21 protein-coding genes are annotated in these 16,560 nt (G+C 63.3%); 16 read left to right on the forward strand and 5 right to left on the reverse strand.

What is annotated here, in order from left to right; translation table 11 throughout:
- Entirely contained in the window at nucleotides 1-537 is a 537-nt protein-coding gene (locus tag NKH52_RS03570) for a tripartite tricarboxylate transporter TctB family protein (protein ID WP_352728188.1), read from the reverse strand.
- Between the two features lie 122 nt (nucleotides 538-659).
- Nucleotides 660-1,634, reverse strand: a complete 975-nt coding sequence (locus tag NKH52_RS03575; protein ID WP_128303197.1) for a Bug family tripartite tricarboxylate transporter substrate binding protein — start codon at nucleotides 1,632-1,634, stop codon at nucleotides 660-662.
- A 183-nt stretch (nucleotides 1,635-1,817) separates the two neighbouring features.
- Between NKH52_RS03575 and NKH52_RS03580 the strand changes: the two genes are divergently transcribed.
- Entirely contained in the window at nucleotides 1,818-2,588 is a 771-nt protein-coding gene (locus NKH52_RS03580; RefSeq protein WP_023812555.1) for an IclR family transcriptional regulator, read from the forward strand.
- Nucleotides 2,589-2,729: 141 nt separating this feature from the next.
- Here NKH52_RS03580 and NKH52_RS03585 read toward each other — a convergent pair whose 3' ends face one another.
- Complete coding sequence (locus NKH52_RS03585) at nucleotides 2,730-3,263, reverse strand: GNAT family N-acetyltransferase (RefSeq protein WP_352440876.1); 534 nt, start codon at nucleotides 3,261-3,263, stop codon at nucleotides 2,730-2,732.
- Between the two features lie 200 nt (nucleotides 3,264-3,463).
- On the opposite strand from NKH52_RS03585, the gene NKH52_RS03590 reads away from it, so the two are divergent.
- The 4 genes from NKH52_RS03590 (at nucleotide 3,464) to NKH52_RS03605 (ending at nucleotide 7,103) form a co-directional block, all read left to right on the forward strand.
- The gene (locus NKH52_RS03590) at nucleotides 3,464-3,919 is read left to right on the forward strand and encodes a DUF2214 family protein (RefSeq protein WP_352728186.1); all 456 of its coding nucleotides are present in this window, start codon (nucleotides 3,464-3,466) and stop codon (nucleotides 3,917-3,919) included.
- A 138-nt stretch (nucleotides 3,920-4,057) separates the two neighbouring features.
- A complete protein-coding gene (locus NKH52_RS03595; RefSeq protein WP_023812552.1) occupies nucleotides 4,058-5,035 on the forward strand; it encodes a tripartite tricarboxylate transporter substrate-binding protein in 978 nt (325 codons plus the stop codon).
- 75 nt (nucleotides 5,036-5,110) lie between these two features.
- Nucleotides 5,111-5,584 (forward strand): tripartite tricarboxylate transporter TctB family protein, encoded by a 474-nt coding sequence (locus NKH52_RS03600; RefSeq protein WP_352728184.1) that lies wholly within the window; start codon nucleotides 5,111-5,113, stop codon nucleotides 5,582-5,584.
- Between the two features lie 10 nt (nucleotides 5,585-5,594).
- Entirely contained in the window at nucleotides 5,595-7,103 is a 1,509-nt protein-coding gene (locus tag NKH52_RS03605; RefSeq protein ID WP_352728182.1) for a tripartite tricarboxylate transporter permease, read from the forward strand.
- Nucleotide 7,104: 1 nt separating this feature from the next.
- Here NKH52_RS03605 and nth read toward each other — a convergent pair whose 3' ends face one another.
- Nucleotides 7,105-7,929, reverse strand: coding sequence for an endonuclease III (gene nth, locus NKH52_RS03610; RefSeq protein WP_023812549.1), 825 nt, complete (start codon nucleotides 7,927-7,929; stop codon nucleotides 7,105-7,107).
- Nucleotides 7,930-7,951: 22 nt separating this feature from the next.
- On the opposite strand from nth, the gene NKH52_RS03615 reads away from it, so the two are divergent.
- From NKH52_RS03615 to NKH52_RS03665, 11 genes are all read left to right on the forward strand, one after another.
- Nucleotides 7,952-8,446, forward strand: coding sequence for a DUF2244 domain-containing protein (locus NKH52_RS03615; protein WP_023812548.1), 495 nt, complete (start codon nucleotides 7,952-7,954; stop codon nucleotides 8,444-8,446).
- A gap of 124 nt (nucleotides 8,447-8,570) precedes the next feature.
- A complete protein-coding gene (locus NKH52_RS03620) occupies nucleotides 8,571-9,446 on the forward strand; it encodes a methylated-DNA--[protein]-cysteine S-methyltransferase (RefSeq protein WP_023812547.1) in 876 nt (291 codons plus the stop codon).
- 220 nt (nucleotides 9,447-9,666) lie between these two features.
- Nucleotides 9,667-10,137, forward strand: a complete 471-nt coding sequence (locus tag NKH52_RS03625) for a hypothetical protein (protein ID WP_352728180.1) — start codon at nucleotides 9,667-9,669, stop codon at nucleotides 10,135-10,137.
- 20 nt (nucleotides 10,138-10,157) lie between these two features.
- Nucleotides 10,158-10,550, forward strand: a complete 393-nt coding sequence (locus tag NKH52_RS03630; protein WP_352728353.1) for a hypothetical protein — start codon at nucleotides 10,158-10,160, stop codon at nucleotides 10,548-10,550.
- Complete coding sequence (locus NKH52_RS03635) at nucleotides 10,517-11,029, forward strand: hypothetical protein (RefSeq protein WP_352440869.1); 513 nt, start codon at nucleotides 10,517-10,519, stop codon at nucleotides 11,027-11,029. Before NKH52_RS03630 ends, NKH52_RS03635 begins: the two co-directional genes overlap by 34 nt.
- Nucleotides 11,004-11,486, forward strand: a complete 483-nt coding sequence (locus NKH52_RS03640; protein ID WP_352728178.1) for a hypothetical protein — start codon at nucleotides 11,004-11,006, stop codon at nucleotides 11,484-11,486. The genes NKH52_RS03635 and NKH52_RS03640 overlap by 26 nt, the downstream gene beginning before the upstream one ends.
- A gap of 151 nt (nucleotides 11,487-11,637) precedes the next feature.
- Nucleotides 11,638-12,543, forward strand: a complete 906-nt coding sequence (locus tag NKH52_RS03645) for a ribokinase (RefSeq protein ID WP_352728176.1) — start codon at nucleotides 11,638-11,640, stop codon at nucleotides 12,541-12,543.
- A gap of 1 nt (nucleotide 12,544) precedes the next feature.
- Nucleotides 12,545-13,996, forward strand: coding sequence for an amidase (locus NKH52_RS03650; protein WP_352728174.1), 1,452 nt, complete (start codon nucleotides 12,545-12,547; stop codon nucleotides 13,994-13,996).
- A 113-nt stretch (nucleotides 13,997-14,109) separates the two neighbouring features.
- A complete protein-coding gene (locus tag NKH52_RS03655; protein WP_352728172.1) occupies nucleotides 14,110-14,724 on the forward strand; it encodes a LysE family translocator in 615 nt (204 codons plus the stop codon).
- A 139-nt stretch (nucleotides 14,725-14,863) separates the two neighbouring features.
- The gene (locus NKH52_RS03660) at nucleotides 14,864-15,136 is read left to right on the forward strand and encodes a hypothetical protein (RefSeq protein ID WP_352728171.1); all 273 of its coding nucleotides are present in this window, start codon (nucleotides 14,864-14,866) and stop codon (nucleotides 15,134-15,136) included.
- On the forward strand, nucleotides 15,133-15,516 hold the full coding sequence (locus tag NKH52_RS03665) for a hypothetical protein (protein ID WP_352728170.1): 384 nt from the start codon (nucleotides 15,133-15,135) through the stop codon (nucleotides 15,514-15,516). Before NKH52_RS03660 ends, NKH52_RS03665 begins: the two co-directional genes overlap by 4 nt.
- Before the next feature lie 35 nt (nucleotides 15,517-15,551).
- Here NKH52_RS03665 and NKH52_RS03670 read toward each other — a convergent pair whose 3' ends face one another.
- Nucleotides 15,552-16,496, reverse strand: a complete 945-nt coding sequence (locus NKH52_RS03670) for a nucleoside hydrolase (protein ID WP_352728168.1) — start codon at nucleotides 16,494-16,496, stop codon at nucleotides 15,552-15,554.
- Nucleotides 16,497-16,560: the final 64 nt, after the last annotated feature.

Raw genomic sequence — 16,560 nt, forward strand, 5'->3', positions numbered from 1 at the left:
TCAGCCCCTCAACATGGTGATGAACGCATCGATGACCGTGCTCAGCTGGTTCTCGATGAAACCGGCACCGATGTTGACGCCAAGCGCCCTGGCGAAGCCGAAATAGGCGGCCAGCGCCAGGATCAGGCCGAGCACTGCGTCACGCAGTGTGCGCTTGCTGCCGAAGCCGTAGCAGACCAGAACGAACATAATGACCGAGGCGGCGGTAAAGCCGAGCGGCTGGATCAGCACCAGGTTTGCCACCAGCCCGATAACGACGATGCCCATCGCCTTCCAGTCGGTCGGCGTTTCCTTTTCCTCCTCCGGCTGCCAGCCGCCGCGCAGCGCTGCGAGGATGAGCAGCAGCGAAAGCACGATCATGCCGGTCATGGTGATATAGGGAAAGACGGTCGGCCCGACCTTGGAATAGAGCGGCGACACCGGGATCGCCAAGGTCTGCCAGGCTACGGCCCCGGCGCAGGCGAGAAGCCCGACGCCGATCAACAATTCGGGCATGGCAAGGCGCGGGGGCGCCGCCTGAGGGTCGCTGGTGCTCATCGGTGTCCTCCCAAGGTGGCCGGCATCCTCCAGCCGACCGCATCCGCAGTTTCGCCGCATCATATGTCCATGCGGCAGGCGAGATGGGAAGGGGGCGGCACTCTAACCGCCCCCTGAAGACATCAGGCGAGGCCGAGATCCTTGAGGATCGCGGTGATGCGGGCCGTGTCCTCGGTGAGGAATTTTGCGTAGTCGTCGCCAGTCAAAAGGATGGGCGTCCAGTTGCGGTTTTTGCACTCGGTTGCCCATGCATCGCTCTTGGCCATGGTCTCGATCATTGTGACCATCGCCGCCTTGTCGGCGTCGGAAATGCCCGGCGGTGCGAAGACGCCGCGCCAGTTGAACAGCTCGACATCGATGCCGGCCTCCTTCAGCGTCGGCGCATCGATGCCGTCCTGGCGCTTGTCTGCCGAGATGGCGAGCAGCCGCAGCGCGCCCGCCTTGACCTGCTCGGAGAACTCGCCAAAGCCGGAGATGCCGGCCGCGACCTGGTTGCCGAGCAGCGCCGACAATGCCTCACCGCCGCCGGCGAACGGCACGTAGGACAGGTTTGTAGCCGGCACGCCGACCGTCTTGGCAATCAAGCCGAACAGGATGTGATCCGAACCGCCGGCGGAGCCGCCGGCGACGGGAACTTTTGTCGGATCGGCCTTGAGCGCGGCGACGAAATCAGCGGCCGTCTTGAACGGCGACTCCGCCGGCACGACCAAGGCCTCGAACTCGCCGGTGAGGCGGGCGATCGGGGTGACTTGCGTCAGATTGTTCGCGGCCTTGTTGGCAATGATGGCGCCAACCATGACCATGCCGGCAACCATCAGGGAATTGCCTTTGCCGTTCCACTGGCTGATGAATTGCGGCAGCCCGACAGTGCCGCCGGCGCCGCCGACATTGGTGATCTGCGAACCCGAGATGAGCTTTTCACTGCGCAGCACCTGGTCGATCGTGCGCGCCGTCTGGTCCCAGCCACCACCGGGTGCGGCAGGCACGAAGAGCTGTATCTGGGGCGCGCCTTCGGCGAAAGCGGGAGAAAGATGCGACGTCATCAGCCCGGCACCCACGGCTGCGGTGCTCATCAAAAATCTGCGTCTGTTCAGCATGGGGATTCCTCCAAATCACGACACCTCCTCCGGTGCCCGCCAAAACGCGCCTGCATCCAGACCCGTCATCGATTTCAAGCAGATGTTACGGAGTTCTGTCAACGGAAACGATATTCTACTGGACAGAACGATTTGGCGGCGCGACAGAGTCGCGTGCTCGGCTTTCTTCAAACTGGAACCGCCATGGACTCGCCAAGCAAATCGGCAAATGGGGAAATAGATCGCACCTCGGCGGACGGTGTTGCCGCGCTTGATCGGGCCATTGCCATCCTCGATGCCTTCACCACGGATGACCGGTCGCTCAGCCTGGCCGAAATCGCGGCGCGCACCGGCCTCTACAAGAGCACCATCCTGCGGCTTGCGAATTCCCTTTTGCGCGGACGATTGCTCGAGCGCCTCGACAACGGGCGCTACCGCGTCGGACCCGCGACCTTTCGGCTCGGTGCGCTCTACCAGCGTTCGGTCGTGGCGGTCGATATCCTGCTGCCGATCATGCGCGATCTTTCCGAGCGAAGCTGGGAGAGCGTTGCCTTCTATGTTCGCTCGGGCGATGTCCGCACCTGTCTCTACCGCGTCGAATCCAAGCACCCGATCCGCTACACGATACGCGAAGGCGACGTATTGCCTTTGCTGCTCGGCTCCGGCGGCCGCGTGCTCGCAGCGTTTTCGGGCCAGCAGGGCGAACCCTACGAGACCATCCGCAAGACCTGCAACTGCCTCGCCGTGGGCGACCGGGACCCCGAGACGGGGGGCGTGTCGGCGCCGGTGTTCGGCCCGGGAGGCGTCCTGCTCGGCGCCTTGACCCTGGCTGGGCCCAGCACGCGCGTCGACGCGGCATTTCTGCAGCGCATGAAGCGTCCGCTGCTCGAGGCGGCGGCCCGCGCCACCCGCGCCTTCGGCGAGGACGCCTCCATGCTGGAGCGGGCAAGCCTGGCAGCGGACGCCATGCCGTAGAATGCGTCCCGGTTGGAAGGCTCGCTCAGGTCAATTTGACCAGAACCACACGGCGGTTCTTGGCGGGGCCCGCCTCGTCATCATTGCTGGCGACAGGCGCCATCATGCCGGGGCCGGCCGCGGGCAACCTCGCCGCTCAGGTCATCGCGCCAGCAGGATGGTCGGAGTGTCATGATAGGTGGTCTTCACCACTTCCCGGTAACCGCACTTGGCAGCCACCCTCAGCGAAGCGCCGTTTTCCGGATCGATGATGCAGACGGTCTTCTCGCGCCCGAAAATCACTTCGCCCCACGCCAGGACGCGGGCAACCACCTCGGTGGCGAAGCCCGCCCCGTGCACGGCCGGAACCAGCGCCCACCCGGCCTCGGGAATGCCTTCGATCGATGGTTCCATGTCGCGCTTCAGATCGTGAAACCCGGCCTCGCCGATGAAGCGTCCGGTCGCCTTCTCCTCGATCGCCCAGAAGCCATAGCCGAGCAGCGACCACAGGCCGGCGTGACGCAGGAAGCGCATCCAGCTTTCTTCGCGCGTGCGCGGTTTGCCGCCGATGAAGCGGGTGACGACGGGATCGGTCCACATCGCGGCATAGGCGTCGAAATCGTCCAGCCGGTGTGCCCGCAGGATGGTGCGCTTCGTTTCGATGACAGGGGCGCTGGTCGCTTGTGGATTGTTCATGGGATCTGCCTCGCACGGATCGCCAGCGCTTAGCAAATCGCCGGTGCGGCGCAAGGGGCCAGGGCAACACGGCCCATCATCCAGGCGCCGCTATGGGAATTTTGTGAGACGGTGTTATTTTTCACGGCAGGCTGATTCAACACCTGCCGGCGCGACCTTTTTCAGGCGCGCATTGGCGCCGTCAAACCCAGGGAAAGAGTATGGACACCACCGATCTTGCGCTTGCGATCTTCCATCATCTGCTGGTGTTTTCGCTGGCGGGAATCATCGGCGCCGAATTCGTCCTGATCCGCGGCGATCTGGGTGCTGCGACGCTCAAGAGGCTCGCCGGCATCGACCGCCATTACGGCGTCATCGCCGCGCTGATCATCGTCGTCGGCATCGGCCGCGTCTTCTATGGCCTCAAGGGCTGGGAATTCTACGTCTACAACTGGGTGTTCTGGGCCAAGATAGCGGCGTTCGGCGCTGTCGGCCTGCTGTCGATCATCCCGACCGTCCGCTTCATATCCTGGAGCAGGCAGGCGAGCGGCAATGCCTCGTTCCAGGTGCCGGCGACCGAACTTGCGTCCGTGAAGACCTATATCCGCGCCGAAGCTTTCATCTTCCTGCTCATCCCGGTCTTCGCGGCGGCGATGGCGCGCGGCTACAGCTACTAGGATAGGGCTGATCAGCAGTTTGCCGTTTGCCTCCGGTTGCAATCTGCTAGCTTGCGCTAGTTGTTGCTTCATCCGCAGGCGGTGCTGAGAGGGACCCCGCGCAGCGGTTGGAGATTGATACACTGGGAGGAGATCACGATGAGAAGATTTGTCGCCACTCTGGCTGCTGCCGCGGCCGTCACGCTTTATGGGTTCACTGCCGGCGCGCAGACCTATCCCGAACGCACCATCACCGTTGTGGTGCCGTTTGCGGCCGGCGGCCCGACCGACACGGTCACGCGCCTTGTCGCCGAAGCCATGTCGAAGGATCTCGGCCAGCAGGTCATCGTCGAAAATGTCGGCGGTGCCGGCGGCACGCTGGGTGCCGGCCGCGTCGCCAACGCCGAGCCTGACGGCTATACGCTGCTGCTCCACCATATCGGCATGGCGACAAGTGCGACGCTGTACAGAAAGCTCGCCTACGACACGCTGAACGCCTTCGAATATGTCGGCCTCGTCACCGAGGTGCCGATGACCATCGTCGGCCGCAAGGACCTGGAGCCGACCGATCTCAAGGGGCTGGTGGAGTACGCCAAGGCCAACAAGGATTCCATAACCGTCGCCAATGCCGGCATCGGTGCGGCCTCGCATCTGTGCGGCATGCTGTTCATGAGCGCCATCAAGACGCCGCTGGTCACCGTACCCTACAAGGGCACCGGCCCGGCCATGACCGATCTCCTCGGCGGCCAGGTCGACATCATGTGCGACCAGACGACCAACACCACCAAGCAGATTCAGGGCGGCACCATCAAGGCCTATGCCGTCACCTCGCCGGAGCGCCTCGATGTGCTGAAAGACGTGCCCACGACGGTGGAAGGCGGCCTTCCCGAAGTGCAGGTCGGCATCTGGCACGGTCTCTATGCACCCAAGGGCACGCCGGCCGGGATCACCGAACGCCTGTCGAAATCGCTGCAGGTCGCGCTGAAGGACCAGAACGTCGTCGCCCGCTTCGCCGAACTCGGCACCAAGCCGTCGCCCGAGGCCGATGCGACGCCCGCCGCACTGAAGGCCAAGCTGGAAAGCGAGATCGCGCGCTGGAAGCCGATCATCGAAGCCGCCGGCCAGTACGCCGACTGAGGTTTGAATAGGGGCGCCACCAGCGCCCCTATTCGCTTGGCATCCGCTACCCATTGCGGGCTTGGGAGAACCATCATGAAACCTTTCGCGATCGACAGGGCCAACGGCCTGTGCGCCACCCTGTTCATCGGTTTCGGCGCATGGTTCGCGCTGCAATCGCTCGGCCTCGAAATCGGCACCGCGTTGCGCATGGGTCCAGGCTATTTTCCGCTGGTCCTGGCGATCGTGCTGATCCTGCTTGGCGCCGTCATTCTCGTCCAGGCCGTACGCGTCGAGGGCGAAGCGATCGGGCATGTCGCGTGGCGCGGCATGCTGCTCATCCTGCCTGCTCCGATCTTCTTCGGCCTGACGGTGCGCGGCCTCGGCTTCATCCCGTCGATCTTCCTGACGGCGCTGATCGCGTCGTTTGCCAGCTGCCGCATGAAGCCGTTGACCGCGCTCGTGCTGTCGGCCGGCCTGACATTGTTTGCGTACCTCGTCTTCAGCTACGCGCTCGGCCTGCCGTTCCGCCGCTTCGGCCCGTGGCTGGCCCCATGGTTGGTGTCGTGAGGCGATGAGCATGGATCTGCTCGACAACCTCGCGCTCGGTTTTTCGACGGCGACGTCGCTGACCAACCTCGGTTTCTGCCTGATCGGCGTCCTTCTCGGCACGCTGATCGGCGTCCTGCCCGGCATCGGCGCCACCGCGACCATCGCCATGCTTTTGCCGATCACCTTCCAGATCGGCGACCCGGTTTCCTCCCTCATCATGCTCGCCGGCATCTATTACGGTGCCCAATATGGCGGCTCGACCACCGCCATTCTCATCAACATGCCGGGCGAATCCTCGTCCGCCGTCACCGCGATCGACGGCTACCAGATGGCCAGGAACGGCCGCGCCGGGGCGGCCCTCGCGATCGCGGCCATCGGCTCGTTCTTTGCCGGCACCGTATCGACGTTCCTCGTCGCCATCTTTGCCCCGCCGCTGACGGCGATAGCGCTGAAATTCGGCGCGGCCGAGTATTTTTCGCTGATGATCGTTGGCTTGGTTTCGTCCGTCGCGCTCGCCCACGGCTCGATCGTCAAGGCGCTGGCCATGGTCGTGCTCGGCCTGCTGCTCGGCATTGTCGGCACCGACATCTACACCGGCACGCCGCGCTTCACGCTTGGAATCCGGGAATATGCCGACGGATTGAATTTCGTTGCGGTGGCGGTCGGCGTCTTTGGCGTCGCCGAGATCCTGCGCAACCTCGAAAACGAGGATGAGCGCTCCGTGATGATCTGCAAGGTCACCGGCCTTATGCCGACCCGCGAGGACTTTCGGCGCATGGCAGCGCCCATCGTGCGCGGAACAATCATCGGTTCGGCGCTCGGCATCCTGCCGGGAGGCGGCGCGATCCTGGCAGCTTTTGCGTCCTACACGGTCGAAAAACGCGTCTCGAAAAACCCGCAGGAGTTCGGCAAGGGCGCCATCGAAGGCGTCGCCGGACCGGAATCGGCCAACAATGCCGGTGCGCAGACCTCCTTCATCCCGATGCTGACGCTCGGCATTCCAGCCAACCCCGTCATGGCGCTGATGATCGGCGCCATGATCATCCAGGGCATCGTACCCGGCCCCAATGTCGCGACCGAACAGCCGGCGCTGTTCTGGGGCATCATCGCCTCGATGTGGATCGGCAATCTGATGCTGATCATCCTCAACCTGCCGCTGATCGGGCTTTGGGTGAAGCTGCTGACGATCCCCTATTACGTGCTCTTCCCGATCATCATGGCGTTCTGCTCGATCGGCGTCTACAGCGTCAACAGCAACGTCTACGACCTCTACGCCGTCGCCTTCTTCGGCTTCCTCGGCTACCTCCTGACCAAGCTGCGCTGCGAACCGGCACCGCTGCTGCTCGGCTTCGTGCTCGGCCCGCTGCTCGAGGAAAACCTGCGCCGCGCCATGATCCTCTCGCGCGGCGACCCAAGCACCTTCGTGACGAGACCGATCAGCGCCGGCCTGCTGCTCATCGCGCTCGCCGTGCTCGTCATCGTCTTCCTGCCGGCGGTCAAGAAAAAGCGCGAAGAGGTGTTTGTGGAGGAGAGTTGAACTACGTCGTCGTTCCGCTTCGGTCCTGGATCTCTTCGACAGGATCGAGCGGTGCGATCGGCACCAGCGGTGCTGGCACATCGGTCGTCTTGACCTCGGCCTTGCAGATGTCGGCGATGACGCAGGCCGGGCAATCTGGCTTGCGCGCCTTGCAGACGTAGCGGCCATGCAGGATCAGCCAGTGATGTGCATGGCGCATATATTCGTCCGGAATGATCTTCAACAATCCCTGCTCGACCTGTTCCGGTGTCTTGCCGGGCGCCAGCCCGAGCCGGTTGCCGATGCGCAGAATGTGCGTGTCGACCGCCATCGTGTGCTGGCCGAAGGCCATGTTGAGCACGACATTGGCGGTCTTGCGCCCGACCCCGGGCAGCTTGACCAATTCATCGCGACTGTCGGGTACCTCGCCGCCATGGTCGCGGATCAGCGCCTGCGACAGCGCAATCACATTCTTCGCCTTGTTGCGCCACAGCCCGATGGTGCGGATATATTCGCCGACCCTTGCCTCCCCCAGCGCCAGCATCTTGTGCGGCGTATCGGCGGCCTTGAACAGCGCCCGCGTCGCCTTGTTGACGCCGGCATCCGTCGCTTGCGCCGACAGCACCACCGCGACCAGCAGCGTGAAGGCGTTGACATGTTCGAGCTCGCCCTTCGGCTCGGGCCGCTGGACGGAAAAGCGCCGGAATATCTCGTTCACTTCGGCCGGGCTGTAGCGTGACGCGCTTCGCACCGGCCGCGGACGCGGCTTGGCGTTCGACCCATCGCTTCGTGCGGGCAACAGCTCTTTTTTGGACAGGGAAGAATCTTTGGACTTGGGGCTTGCCATTTCCCTCCTATAATATCCCCTCATGAGCGACACAAACGCCTCGTTTCAGGCCGACGAGCCATTCTTTCAGGCGCTACTCACCCCGCACCGGTCTCTGGGCCGGACAGGATTCTTCGTCCTGATCGGTGCGCTGCTGTTCGGCTGGCTTGTGACAGGCGCGTTTTTCCTGTCGCGCGGCGCCTGGCCGGTGTTCGGCTTCTTCGGCCTCGACGTGGCCGCCGTCTACATCGCCTTTCGCATCAACTATCGTGCCGCTCGTGCCCGCGAAGAAGTCTCGGTCTCGCGCACCAGCCTCGACATCCGCAAGACAGCCCCCTCGGGGAAATCGGAAGCGCATCGCTTCAATCCGTTCTGGGCGCGGTTTTCGGTGGCCCGTCACGCCGAGATCGGCATCACAGGGATGACGGTGGAAGGCCAAGGGCAGAACGTGCCGATCGGATCCTTCCTGGACCCCGATTCCCGCGAGAGTTTTGCCACCGCCTTTTCGCGGGCGCTGGCGACCGCCAAGGCACGCTGAGCCAGCCACGAGCGACTCCAGGGCTCGAATCCTGTGTCCATCTGGGTATGCGCCGCAAGAAAGCAAGTTTCGGGTGGCGATCGACGCCCCGAGGGGCGATATTCCGGCTCAAGGAGACAGTTCCATGAGCACACACACCGCGGTCCTCAAAAAGGACATCACGCCTGAAGGCAGCGACTACGAAATCGTGCGCCGTGCCATCGAGAAGATCAGTCTCGACTATCGTGATCAGCCTTCCCTTGAAGAACTGGCCGAGGAGGTCGGCGAAACGCCGACCGGCTTGCAAAAACTCTTCACCCGCTGGGCCGGCCTGTCGCCCAAGGCCTTCCTGCAGGCGGTGACACTGGACCATGCGCGCAGGCTGCTCGATTCCGGCATGCCGCTGCTCGAGACCTCGTTTGAACTGGGCATGTCCGGCCCGGGCCGGCTGCATGACCTGTTCGTCACGCATGAGGCGATGTCGCCGGGCGACTACAAGACACGCGGCGCCGGGCTCATCATCCGCTACGGCTTCCATTCCTCGCCGTTCGGCACCGCCCTGATCATGGCCACCGAGCGCGGACTCGCCGGCCTCGCCTTCAGCGACCCCGGCGAGGAACGCGCCGCCTTCGCCGACATGTCCAGCCGCTGGCCGAACGCCATTTATGTCGAGGACATGATTGCTACCGGCCCCTATGCCGCCCGTATCTTCGACCCGGCGCTGTGGCGCCCCGACCAGCCGCTGCATGTCGTCATGATCGGCACCGACTTCCAGGTTCGCGTCTGGGAGGCGCTGCTCAAGATCCCGATGGGTAAGGCCCGCACCTATTCCTCGATTGCGGCCAGCATCGGCGCACCGTCCGCCAGCCGTGCGGTCGGTGCGGCCAACGGCGCCAATCCGCTCTCTTTCGTGGTGCCTTGTCACCGCGCCATCGGTAAATCAGGCGACCTCACCGGCTATCACTGGGGCCTGACCCGCAAGCGCGCCATTCTGGGCTGGGAAGCCGGGCAGGTATCGTAATATCGATTTTTTTCGATATTAGGAAGAAAACCATGGGTATGTCGGCGTTATTAAGTATAAGCGCGATTTCCACTGTGGTTTTCGCCTTTGCAACCGAGGACAACCTCCGGTTCCTGTAATTGTTATTTTGAGCCTTTATTTTAGGTAACTCTAAATTAACTACGATAAAGTGATGATACCCCATGTTAATCCGGACGATCCGGCTTGATAGGAGGTCCCGATGACGTTGTTTCGCGCCGTCTGCGGCGCAGCTCTGCTGGTTGCCAGCATCGACGAGGCCGCGCTGGCCACGACGCAGAATGTCATATTCAATGGTACGATCGCGCCCACCTGCACACTTGTCGTTGCCACCAACGGCACGATGACGGCCAGCCCCGATCTCCAGTCCCTCAGTTCGCACAACAGCGGCGGCTCGGCTGGAACCGTGACGCTGACGACGACCGGAGGTGTGTCGCTGAGTGTCGACCCGGTCACCACCATGACGGTGCCATCGGCAGACAGCACGTCGACGACCTGGACGCCCACCTACTCCGCCGCCGGCGCGCATTCCATCGTCGAGACCGGCTCGGCAACCAGCATCACCACACCCGGCGCCGATCTCGTCTCGGTTCACCTCGCCGGAACCAAAGGCGGCAGCAATCGCTTCGCCAACGGCAATTATCAGGCAACGGTAACGCTGCGCTGCGAATGACGCGAGCGAAGGAGGGGGTCGTGAAACATGCTCGAATCCTGGCGACGGCACTGGCCGTCGGATTGGCGCCCATTGCCGCCAAGGCCCAGTCGATGTCGCCGATGCGTGGCGAGATCAACAGCTTCACCGACGTCTTCGCGGTTCGCGTCTTCCCCGCCAATCCCTACAACCGGAAGATCCGGGTCGAAATCCATGTCTACGATCAGGATTTTCAGCCGGTAGATGCCAGAATCTCTCCAGATGTCTTCCAGCTGGCTTCCCAGGCCTCCCGGTCTGTCCTCGTGGTTGTGCCTTTTGACGGCGCCACCGAGCGTAAAGTGCGTATCTGTACCGAAAGCATCCCCTTTCCCAATCAACAGACGCAGATAAGGGCACAGATATGCGGAAAGTTTTTTGGGCGCCGCAAATCCTGACATTCGCGCTCGCGGCTGCGTCGGCGGCTATCTCGCCGGTACTGGCCGAGGATGTCTACAACCTCAATCAGAACGAGAGCGGCTTCAACCTGCCCGGCGTCACCTTGCCTCAGGGCCAGGACGAGGTCCATGCCGCGGACGGCACCACTTGCCGGTCCGCCGTCTCAGGCTCCGGCGCCTATGTCGATCTCGGCGTCATCAGAGGCAACAGCCAGTCCAACAATGATGTCGCCACTTACGGCCGCGTGGTGATCCCGATCGGGCGTACGCCGAAGCGCGTCGATTGCAGCCGTCTCTATGAACTTGAGGTCGAGCGCCTGCAGCTGGAGCTGAAGCTCCTCAAAATGGGCCTCGGCGCCGACGGCCAGACGGCGAGCGTGGCCGCCAGCGCCCCCACGGCCGCATCACCGGGGTGGGCCAACGAAGGCTGGAGCATCAGGACCGGAAGTGGTGATGGCAAGAAAAAGAAGAAGCAGTAGTCGCGCGCTGCTTGCGATGGCAGCACTTGCCGGCTCCTGCCTTCCAGTGCAGGCGGCGATCATCGGCACCTGCACCATCATGGTCGGGGCGTCCGGAACGATGAAGGCCAATCCCGCCATCAGCATACTGGGCTCCAAACAGGCAGGCGGATCGAGCGCCAGCGCCGCCGTGGTGGCAAGCTCCCTGTTGTGCTCGATACTTAACCTGCTTGACTGCTATTCGGTTTCGGCGCCGGCGCCTGCCGCATTCTCGTCCGCGCCGAGCGGCGGCGGCACCAACGTGACCTTCGCTTCGGTCTTCCGCCTCGATGGCTCGGGGGCCGATGTCAACGGAAGTGTGCCGCAGAGGGTTGCCAACGGCACCCACACGATGCAGGTCGACCTCACCGCCACCAGGTCGAGCGGTATCTTTCCCGCCGGCAACTATCAGGGCACGGTCACCGTGCGCTGCGAATAAGGCCACGACACCCAAATCGGGCTGGACCATGCGCGTGGTCTGGCAAGCCGCGGCCTTACAGGTTAGCTTCCGCGCAATCGGAACGACCTGGGTTCGCTTGGACGCACAAGGATGCTCCGACATTTGAATTTGCGTTGCCAGGAGGCCTTGCTTGATTATCGTCATCGGTTCGATCAACCTCGACCTTATTGCCAAGGTCGACCGCTTGCCTAGCCCCGGCGAGACGGTAGGCGGCTCGGCCTTCACCACCGCACCTGGGGGCAAGGGCGCCAACCAGGCGCTGGCCGCCGCACGCGCCGGCGCCTCGGTGCGCATGGTCGGCGCCGTCGGCAGGGACAGCTTCGCCGCCGAGGCGCTGGCATTGCTGCGCGACGGCAAGGTCGACCTGTCCGGCGTTGCCGAGACTCACGCCTCGACCGGCACGGCACTGATCATGGTCGCCGACGACGGCGAGAACATCATCGCCGTGGTGCCGGGCGCCAACGCTTCCGTAGTGCCCGGCGATCTCTCCAAGGCCTTTCTGAAAAAAGGCGACGTCGTGCTGCTGCAAAATGAGATTCCGCTGGGCACCGTCGATGCCGCCCTCGACCAGGCAAGGGCGGCCGGCGCCATCACCGTGCTCAACACCGCCCCTTTCCAGGGGCAGGCAGCCGGCTTTCTCGACAAGGCCGACTATGTCGTCGCCAACGAAACCGAGTTCGACCTCTATGGCGAAGCGCTGTCGCTGCAAGGCCGCGACCGGGCGGCCCGCATGCGCGACTTTGCCGGAAAGACCGGCCGCACCGTCGTCGTCACGCTCGGCGGCGACGGCGTGATGGCGGCGACACCGAGTGATTTCCTCACCGTTCCGGCACGCAAGATCACCCCTGTCGACACGGTCGGGGCCGGCGATACGTTCTGCGGCTATTTCGCCGCCAGCCTGTCGTCGGGCCTCACGCTCGAACAGGCGCTGGCGCGTGCCGGCGCGGCCGGTTCGCTGGCCTGCCTGAAGCCTGGCGCCCAACCGGCGATCCCGCTCGCCAGAGACGTCGATCAGGCGCTGCAGGAAACCCGTTAAAATGCTGCGCCCTCAAACGAAACATGCCGTGCCGCCGGCAGGCGACATCTGCCGCCTGTCCGCGGTCGAGCTCGCCGGCGCGATCCGGGAGAGAGAGCTTTCCGTGCGCGAGGTGGTGGCGGCATTCCTCGATCGCATCGAGGCGGTCAATCCGCTGGTCAACGCCATCGTCTCCTTGCGCGATCGCGCCCATATCCTGCGCGAAGCCGATGCGGCCGATGCCAGCCCAACGCGAGCCGAAGCCGCGGGTCCGCTCTTCGGCCTGCCGATGGCCATCAAGGATCTCGCCTCGACCACGGGCCTCAGGACCTCCTTCGGCTCGCCGATCTTCGCCGATTTCGTGCCGCAGGAAGACGATTTCTTCGTCGAGCGTATCCGCAATGCCGGCGCCATCATCATCGGAAAGACCAACGTCCCCGAATTCGGGCTTGGCTCTAACACCTACAATGCCGTGTTCGGGCCGACGCTGAACGCCTTCGATCCGGCCCTGACCGCCGGGGGCTCGAGCGGTGGCGCGGCGGTGGCCCTGGCGCTCGACATGGTGCCCGTCGCCGATGGCAGCGACTTCGGCGGCTCGCTGCGCAACCCGGCCGCCTGGAACAATGTTTTTGGCTTCCGCCCGTCGCAAGGACTTGTTCCCGGCGGACCCGATTTCGAAGTCTTCCATGCGCAGATGGGCGTCGACGGGCCGATGGGCCGCAACGTCCGTGACATGGCACTGCTGCTCGATGTGCAGGCCGGTTATCATCCGCACGCGCCATTGTCCTACGAGAAACCCGGCTCGTTCCTCGAAGGGCTTGGAATACCGGCAACTGGTGGCCGCATCGCCTGGCTCGGTGACCTCCGCGGTCATCTGCCGGTTGAAACAGGCATTCTCGGCCTGTGCGAGGCGGCACTTGGCCGCTTTGCGGAAGCGTCCTTCACGACCGAACCCCTGCTGCCGGATTTCGATTTCGAAGCGCTGTGGCAGGCCTTCGTGACGCTGCGCCAGGCCAGCAGCGGCTGTGCGCTCAAAACCCACTATGACGATCCCGCGAAGCGCGGCCTGCTCAAGCCGGAAGCCATCTGGGAAGTGGAGAACGCAATGCGGCTGACGGCGCCGCAGATCCGCGCCGCCTCCGTGACCCGTACATCCTGGCATCGCATGCTGCTGTCGATCTTCGACCGCTATGACCTGATTGCGCTGCCGACGGCGCAGGTCTTCCCCTTCGACATGGGCACACATTGGCCCCGTGAGGTCGCCGGACGCGCAATGGACAGCTACCACCGCTGGATGCAGGTTTCCGCCTTCGCGACCCTAGGCGGCTGCCCGGCGGTCAACGTGCCGGTCGGCTTCGACGACAAGGGTAGGCCGATGGGCATGCAGCTGATCGGCCGGCCACGCGATGACCTCGCCGTACTCAAGGCGGCGTCGGCCTATGAGGCTACACTGCCCTGGCAGGCCGGCGCCTGAACCGGGCGGACTGGCGTGTCGCAGGGCGCTAGGTAACGGCTTGCACCGGCTGCGCCGCTATGCATTGATTACCCTCAACCGCGCCGCCTCGGCGGTATTCCTGGGGAAAAATCATGTCGCTCGAACTCTACGCTGCCTATGTCCTCGCTTGCATCGTTATCATCCTGGTGCCCGGTCCGACGGTCACGCTGATCATCGCCAACAGCATTCGCCATGGCTCGCGCGCCGGCCTCGCCAATGTCGCCGGCACGCAGGCCGGGCTTGCCGTGATGATCGCCATCGTCGGCATCGGCCTCAACACACTGATCGCAGGCATGGGCCACTGGTTCGAGTGGGTCAGGCTGATCGGCGCCGCCTATCTGATCTGGATGGGTGTGCAGATGTTCCGTTCCAAAGGCACGCTGAATGCCGATGGAACTGCGAGAAAGCCACGCGGCGGCTTCTTCCTGCAGGGCCTGCTGGTGGCGCTCAGCAATCCCAAGACGCTGATTTTCTTCGGCGCCTTCTTTCCGCAGTTCATTTCGCCGCAAGGCAACTACTCGCTGCAGATCGCCGTCATGGGCCTCACCGCCATGATCTTCGCCGCCATGTCGGATTCGACCTATGCACTGGCCGCCGGCCGCGCCGGGCGCCTGCTGTCGGCCAGCCGCATCAAGCTTTTGTCGAGGATCAGCGGCAGCTTCATGGTCGGCGGCGGCCTGTGGTTGGCGTTTTCAAAGGCGAAGTAATGTCCACGAACAGCCGGCCCCGACCGCTGTATGAGCCGGGGACATGAGGGCCGATTGAAAGTCACCCTCCACGCTACCACATGAATCCGCACTGGGGATTCATATCGATGTCACGGATTTGAAAAGGAACGCACCCGGCGTGATCTTGATCGTTGCCGTGTTTGCGGTGATGGTTCCCTCGACCCTTAACAGATGGGCCAATGACGTCAGCCCGATCGGATCGGTCGACACATTCGACGCAAACGTCGAAAGTGTCCAGTTGGACCATGGCCGCGGCATATACCTGGTCTCTATCGAGAACGGTTCGTCTGTCCTTATCGATGACGATCGCCCGCATCTGATCGGCTCGCGCACAAGCATTGAGCGCGTCACGCGCGACAATGGCTTCGTCTTCTACCGATTCGTGAATTGAACGATGGCGACAGCATTTTCTCTCAAAACCGCCTGCTTCTGTTTCAGGCAGAATACCGCGACGCGGTTATCGGTGTCACTTTCTTCTGCACACTGCCTCTGGCGGCGTTGATCCCAATTGCGATGAATCAGGACAATCCGGTGGTGGCAACTCAGCATGTGATGGGCACCGTCGAGTATGTCAGGTTAATGCCCATCAACCCGAAGATGGCTGCCGGGCGTGGGCTGTATTACACATACGACGTCCGCCTTGATGGCAACAACGCGGTGACATCCATCGACAACGAAGTGGGGATGCCGCACCTCGTCGGTTCGGCCATCCCCATCGAGCGGCAACATCATAAGCGCGGCGGAGACACCTATCGGTTTCTCAATCGGTGAAGACGCGTGCTCACAAGTTCAGCCTGTTCTGACGATCAGTTAAGCCGCCCCAGCCTCTCCACCAGCAACGCGAAAAAGCCGTCATGGTCGATGTCGCGCATCACCATGGCGTTCTTCGGCCGTTTGGTGACGCCCCACCAGTCGATCACGGTCATCCCCATGGTCAGTTCCGAGGCGGTTTCCACGCTGACGTTGCAGTTGCGGCCCTTGAACAGGTCCGGCTTCAACAGATAGGCGATGACGCAAGGGTCGTGCAGCGGGCCGCCGTCGGTGCCATATTTCTCCTCGTCGAAGCGCTCGAAGAACTCCAGCATCTCGGCGGTGGCGGTGCCGACCTTGGTGCCGAGCGCGCGGAAGGTTTGCGTGCGCTTGGCAGTGGTCAGCGCCTTATGGGTGACATCGAGGGGCATCATCACGATCGGGATGCCGGATTTGAGCACGACATCGGCGGCCTGCGGATCGACATAGATGTTAAATTCGGCGGTCGGGGTGACGTTGCCGCCTTCGAAGAAGCCGCCGCCCATCAGCACGATTTCCTTGATGCGTGGTGCGATGCGCGGCTCGCGGATCAGCGCCAGCGCAATGTTGGTGAGCGGGCCGAGCGCGCACAGCGTGATCGTGCCGCTTTCTTCGCTCATCAGCGTCTGGACGATGAAATCGACCGCGTACTGGTCCTGCAGCTTCATCGTCGGTTCGGCCAATTGCGGTCCGTTGAGGCCGGTCTTGCCATGCACTTCCTCAGCGGTGACCAGTTCGCGCATCAGGGGCCGGATGGCGCCGGCATAGACCTTGATGTCCGGGCGGCCGGCCAACTCGCAGATCTTGCGGGCATTCTTTTCGGTAAGCTTCAGCGGCACGTTTCCGGCAACGGCTGATATGCCGACGATCTCCAGTTCGGAGCTGCCGAGCGCCAGCAATATGGCGACGGCATCATCCTGGCCGGGATCCGTGTCGATGATGATCTTGCGTGACTGGGGCATTTCAATTCCTTGTTTGGCGAGGTCGTGGGCTTGAACCGATCCGATCGAAACATCCAAATGACGC

This window comes from Mesorhizobium sp. M1066 (assembly GCF_040318635.1).
GTDB lineage: Bacteria > Pseudomonadota > Alphaproteobacteria > Rhizobiales > Rhizobiaceae > Mesorhizobium.

Bases quoted from the DNA above. Each gene is read 5' to 3' on its own strand.
- NKH52_RS03570 (WP_352728188.1), bottom strand. From the start codon at position 537: ATGAGCACCAGCGACCCTCAGGCGGCGCCCCCGCGCCTTGCCATGCCC.
- NKH52_RS03575 (WP_128303197.1), bottom strand. From the start codon at position 1,634: ATGCTGAACAGACGCAGATTTTTGATGAGCACCGCAGCCGTGGGTGCC.
- NKH52_RS03580 (WP_023812555.1), top strand. From the start codon at position 1,818: ATGGACTCGCCAAGCAAATCGGCAAATGGGGAAATAGATCGCACCTCG.
- NKH52_RS03585 (WP_352440876.1), bottom strand. From the start codon at position 3,263: ATGAACAATCCACAAGCGACCAGCGCCCCTGTCATCGAAACGAAGCGC.
- NKH52_RS03590 (WP_352728186.1), top strand. From the start codon at position 3,464: ATGGACACCACCGATCTTGCGCTTGCGATCTTCCATCATCTGCTGGTG.
- NKH52_RS03595 (WP_023812552.1), top strand. From the start codon at position 4,058: ATGAGAAGATTTGTCGCCACTCTGGCTGCTGCCGCGGCCGTCACGCTT.
- NKH52_RS03600 (WP_352728184.1), top strand. From the start codon at position 5,111: ATGAAACCTTTCGCGATCGACAGGGCCAACGGCCTGTGCGCCACCCTG.
- NKH52_RS03605 (WP_352728182.1), top strand. From the start codon at position 5,595: ATGGATCTGCTCGACAACCTCGCGCTCGGTTTTTCGACGGCGACGTCG.
- nth (WP_023812549.1), bottom strand. From the start codon at position 7,929: ATGGCAAGCCCCAAGTCCAAAGATTCTTCCCTGTCCAAAAAAGAGCTG.
- NKH52_RS03615 (WP_023812548.1), top strand. From the start codon at position 7,952: ATGAGCGACACAAACGCCTCGTTTCAGGCCGACGAGCCATTCTTTCAG.
- NKH52_RS03620 (WP_023812547.1), top strand. From the start codon at position 8,571: ATGAGCACACACACCGCGGTCCTCAAAAAGGACATCACGCCTGAAGGC.
- NKH52_RS03625 (WP_352728180.1), top strand. From the start codon at position 9,667: ATGACGTTGTTTCGCGCCGTCTGCGGCGCAGCTCTGCTGGTTGCCAGC.
- NKH52_RS03635 (WP_352440869.1), top strand. From the start codon at position 10,517: ATGCGGAAAGTTTTTTGGGCGCCGCAAATCCTGACATTCGCGCTCGCG.
- NKH52_RS03640 (WP_352728178.1), top strand. From the start codon at position 11,004: ATGGCAAGAAAAAGAAGAAGCAGTAGTCGCGCGCTGCTTGCGATGGCA.
- NKH52_RS03650 (WP_352728174.1), top strand. From the start codon at position 12,545: ATGCTGCGCCCTCAAACGAAACATGCCGTGCCGCCGGCAGGCGACATC.
- NKH52_RS03655 (WP_352728172.1), top strand. From the start codon at position 14,110: ATGTCGCTCGAACTCTACGCTGCCTATGTCCTCGCTTGCATCGTTATC.
- NKH52_RS03670 (WP_352728168.1), bottom strand. From the start codon at position 16,496: ATGCCCCAGTCACGCAAGATCATCATCGACACGGATCCCGGCCAGGAT.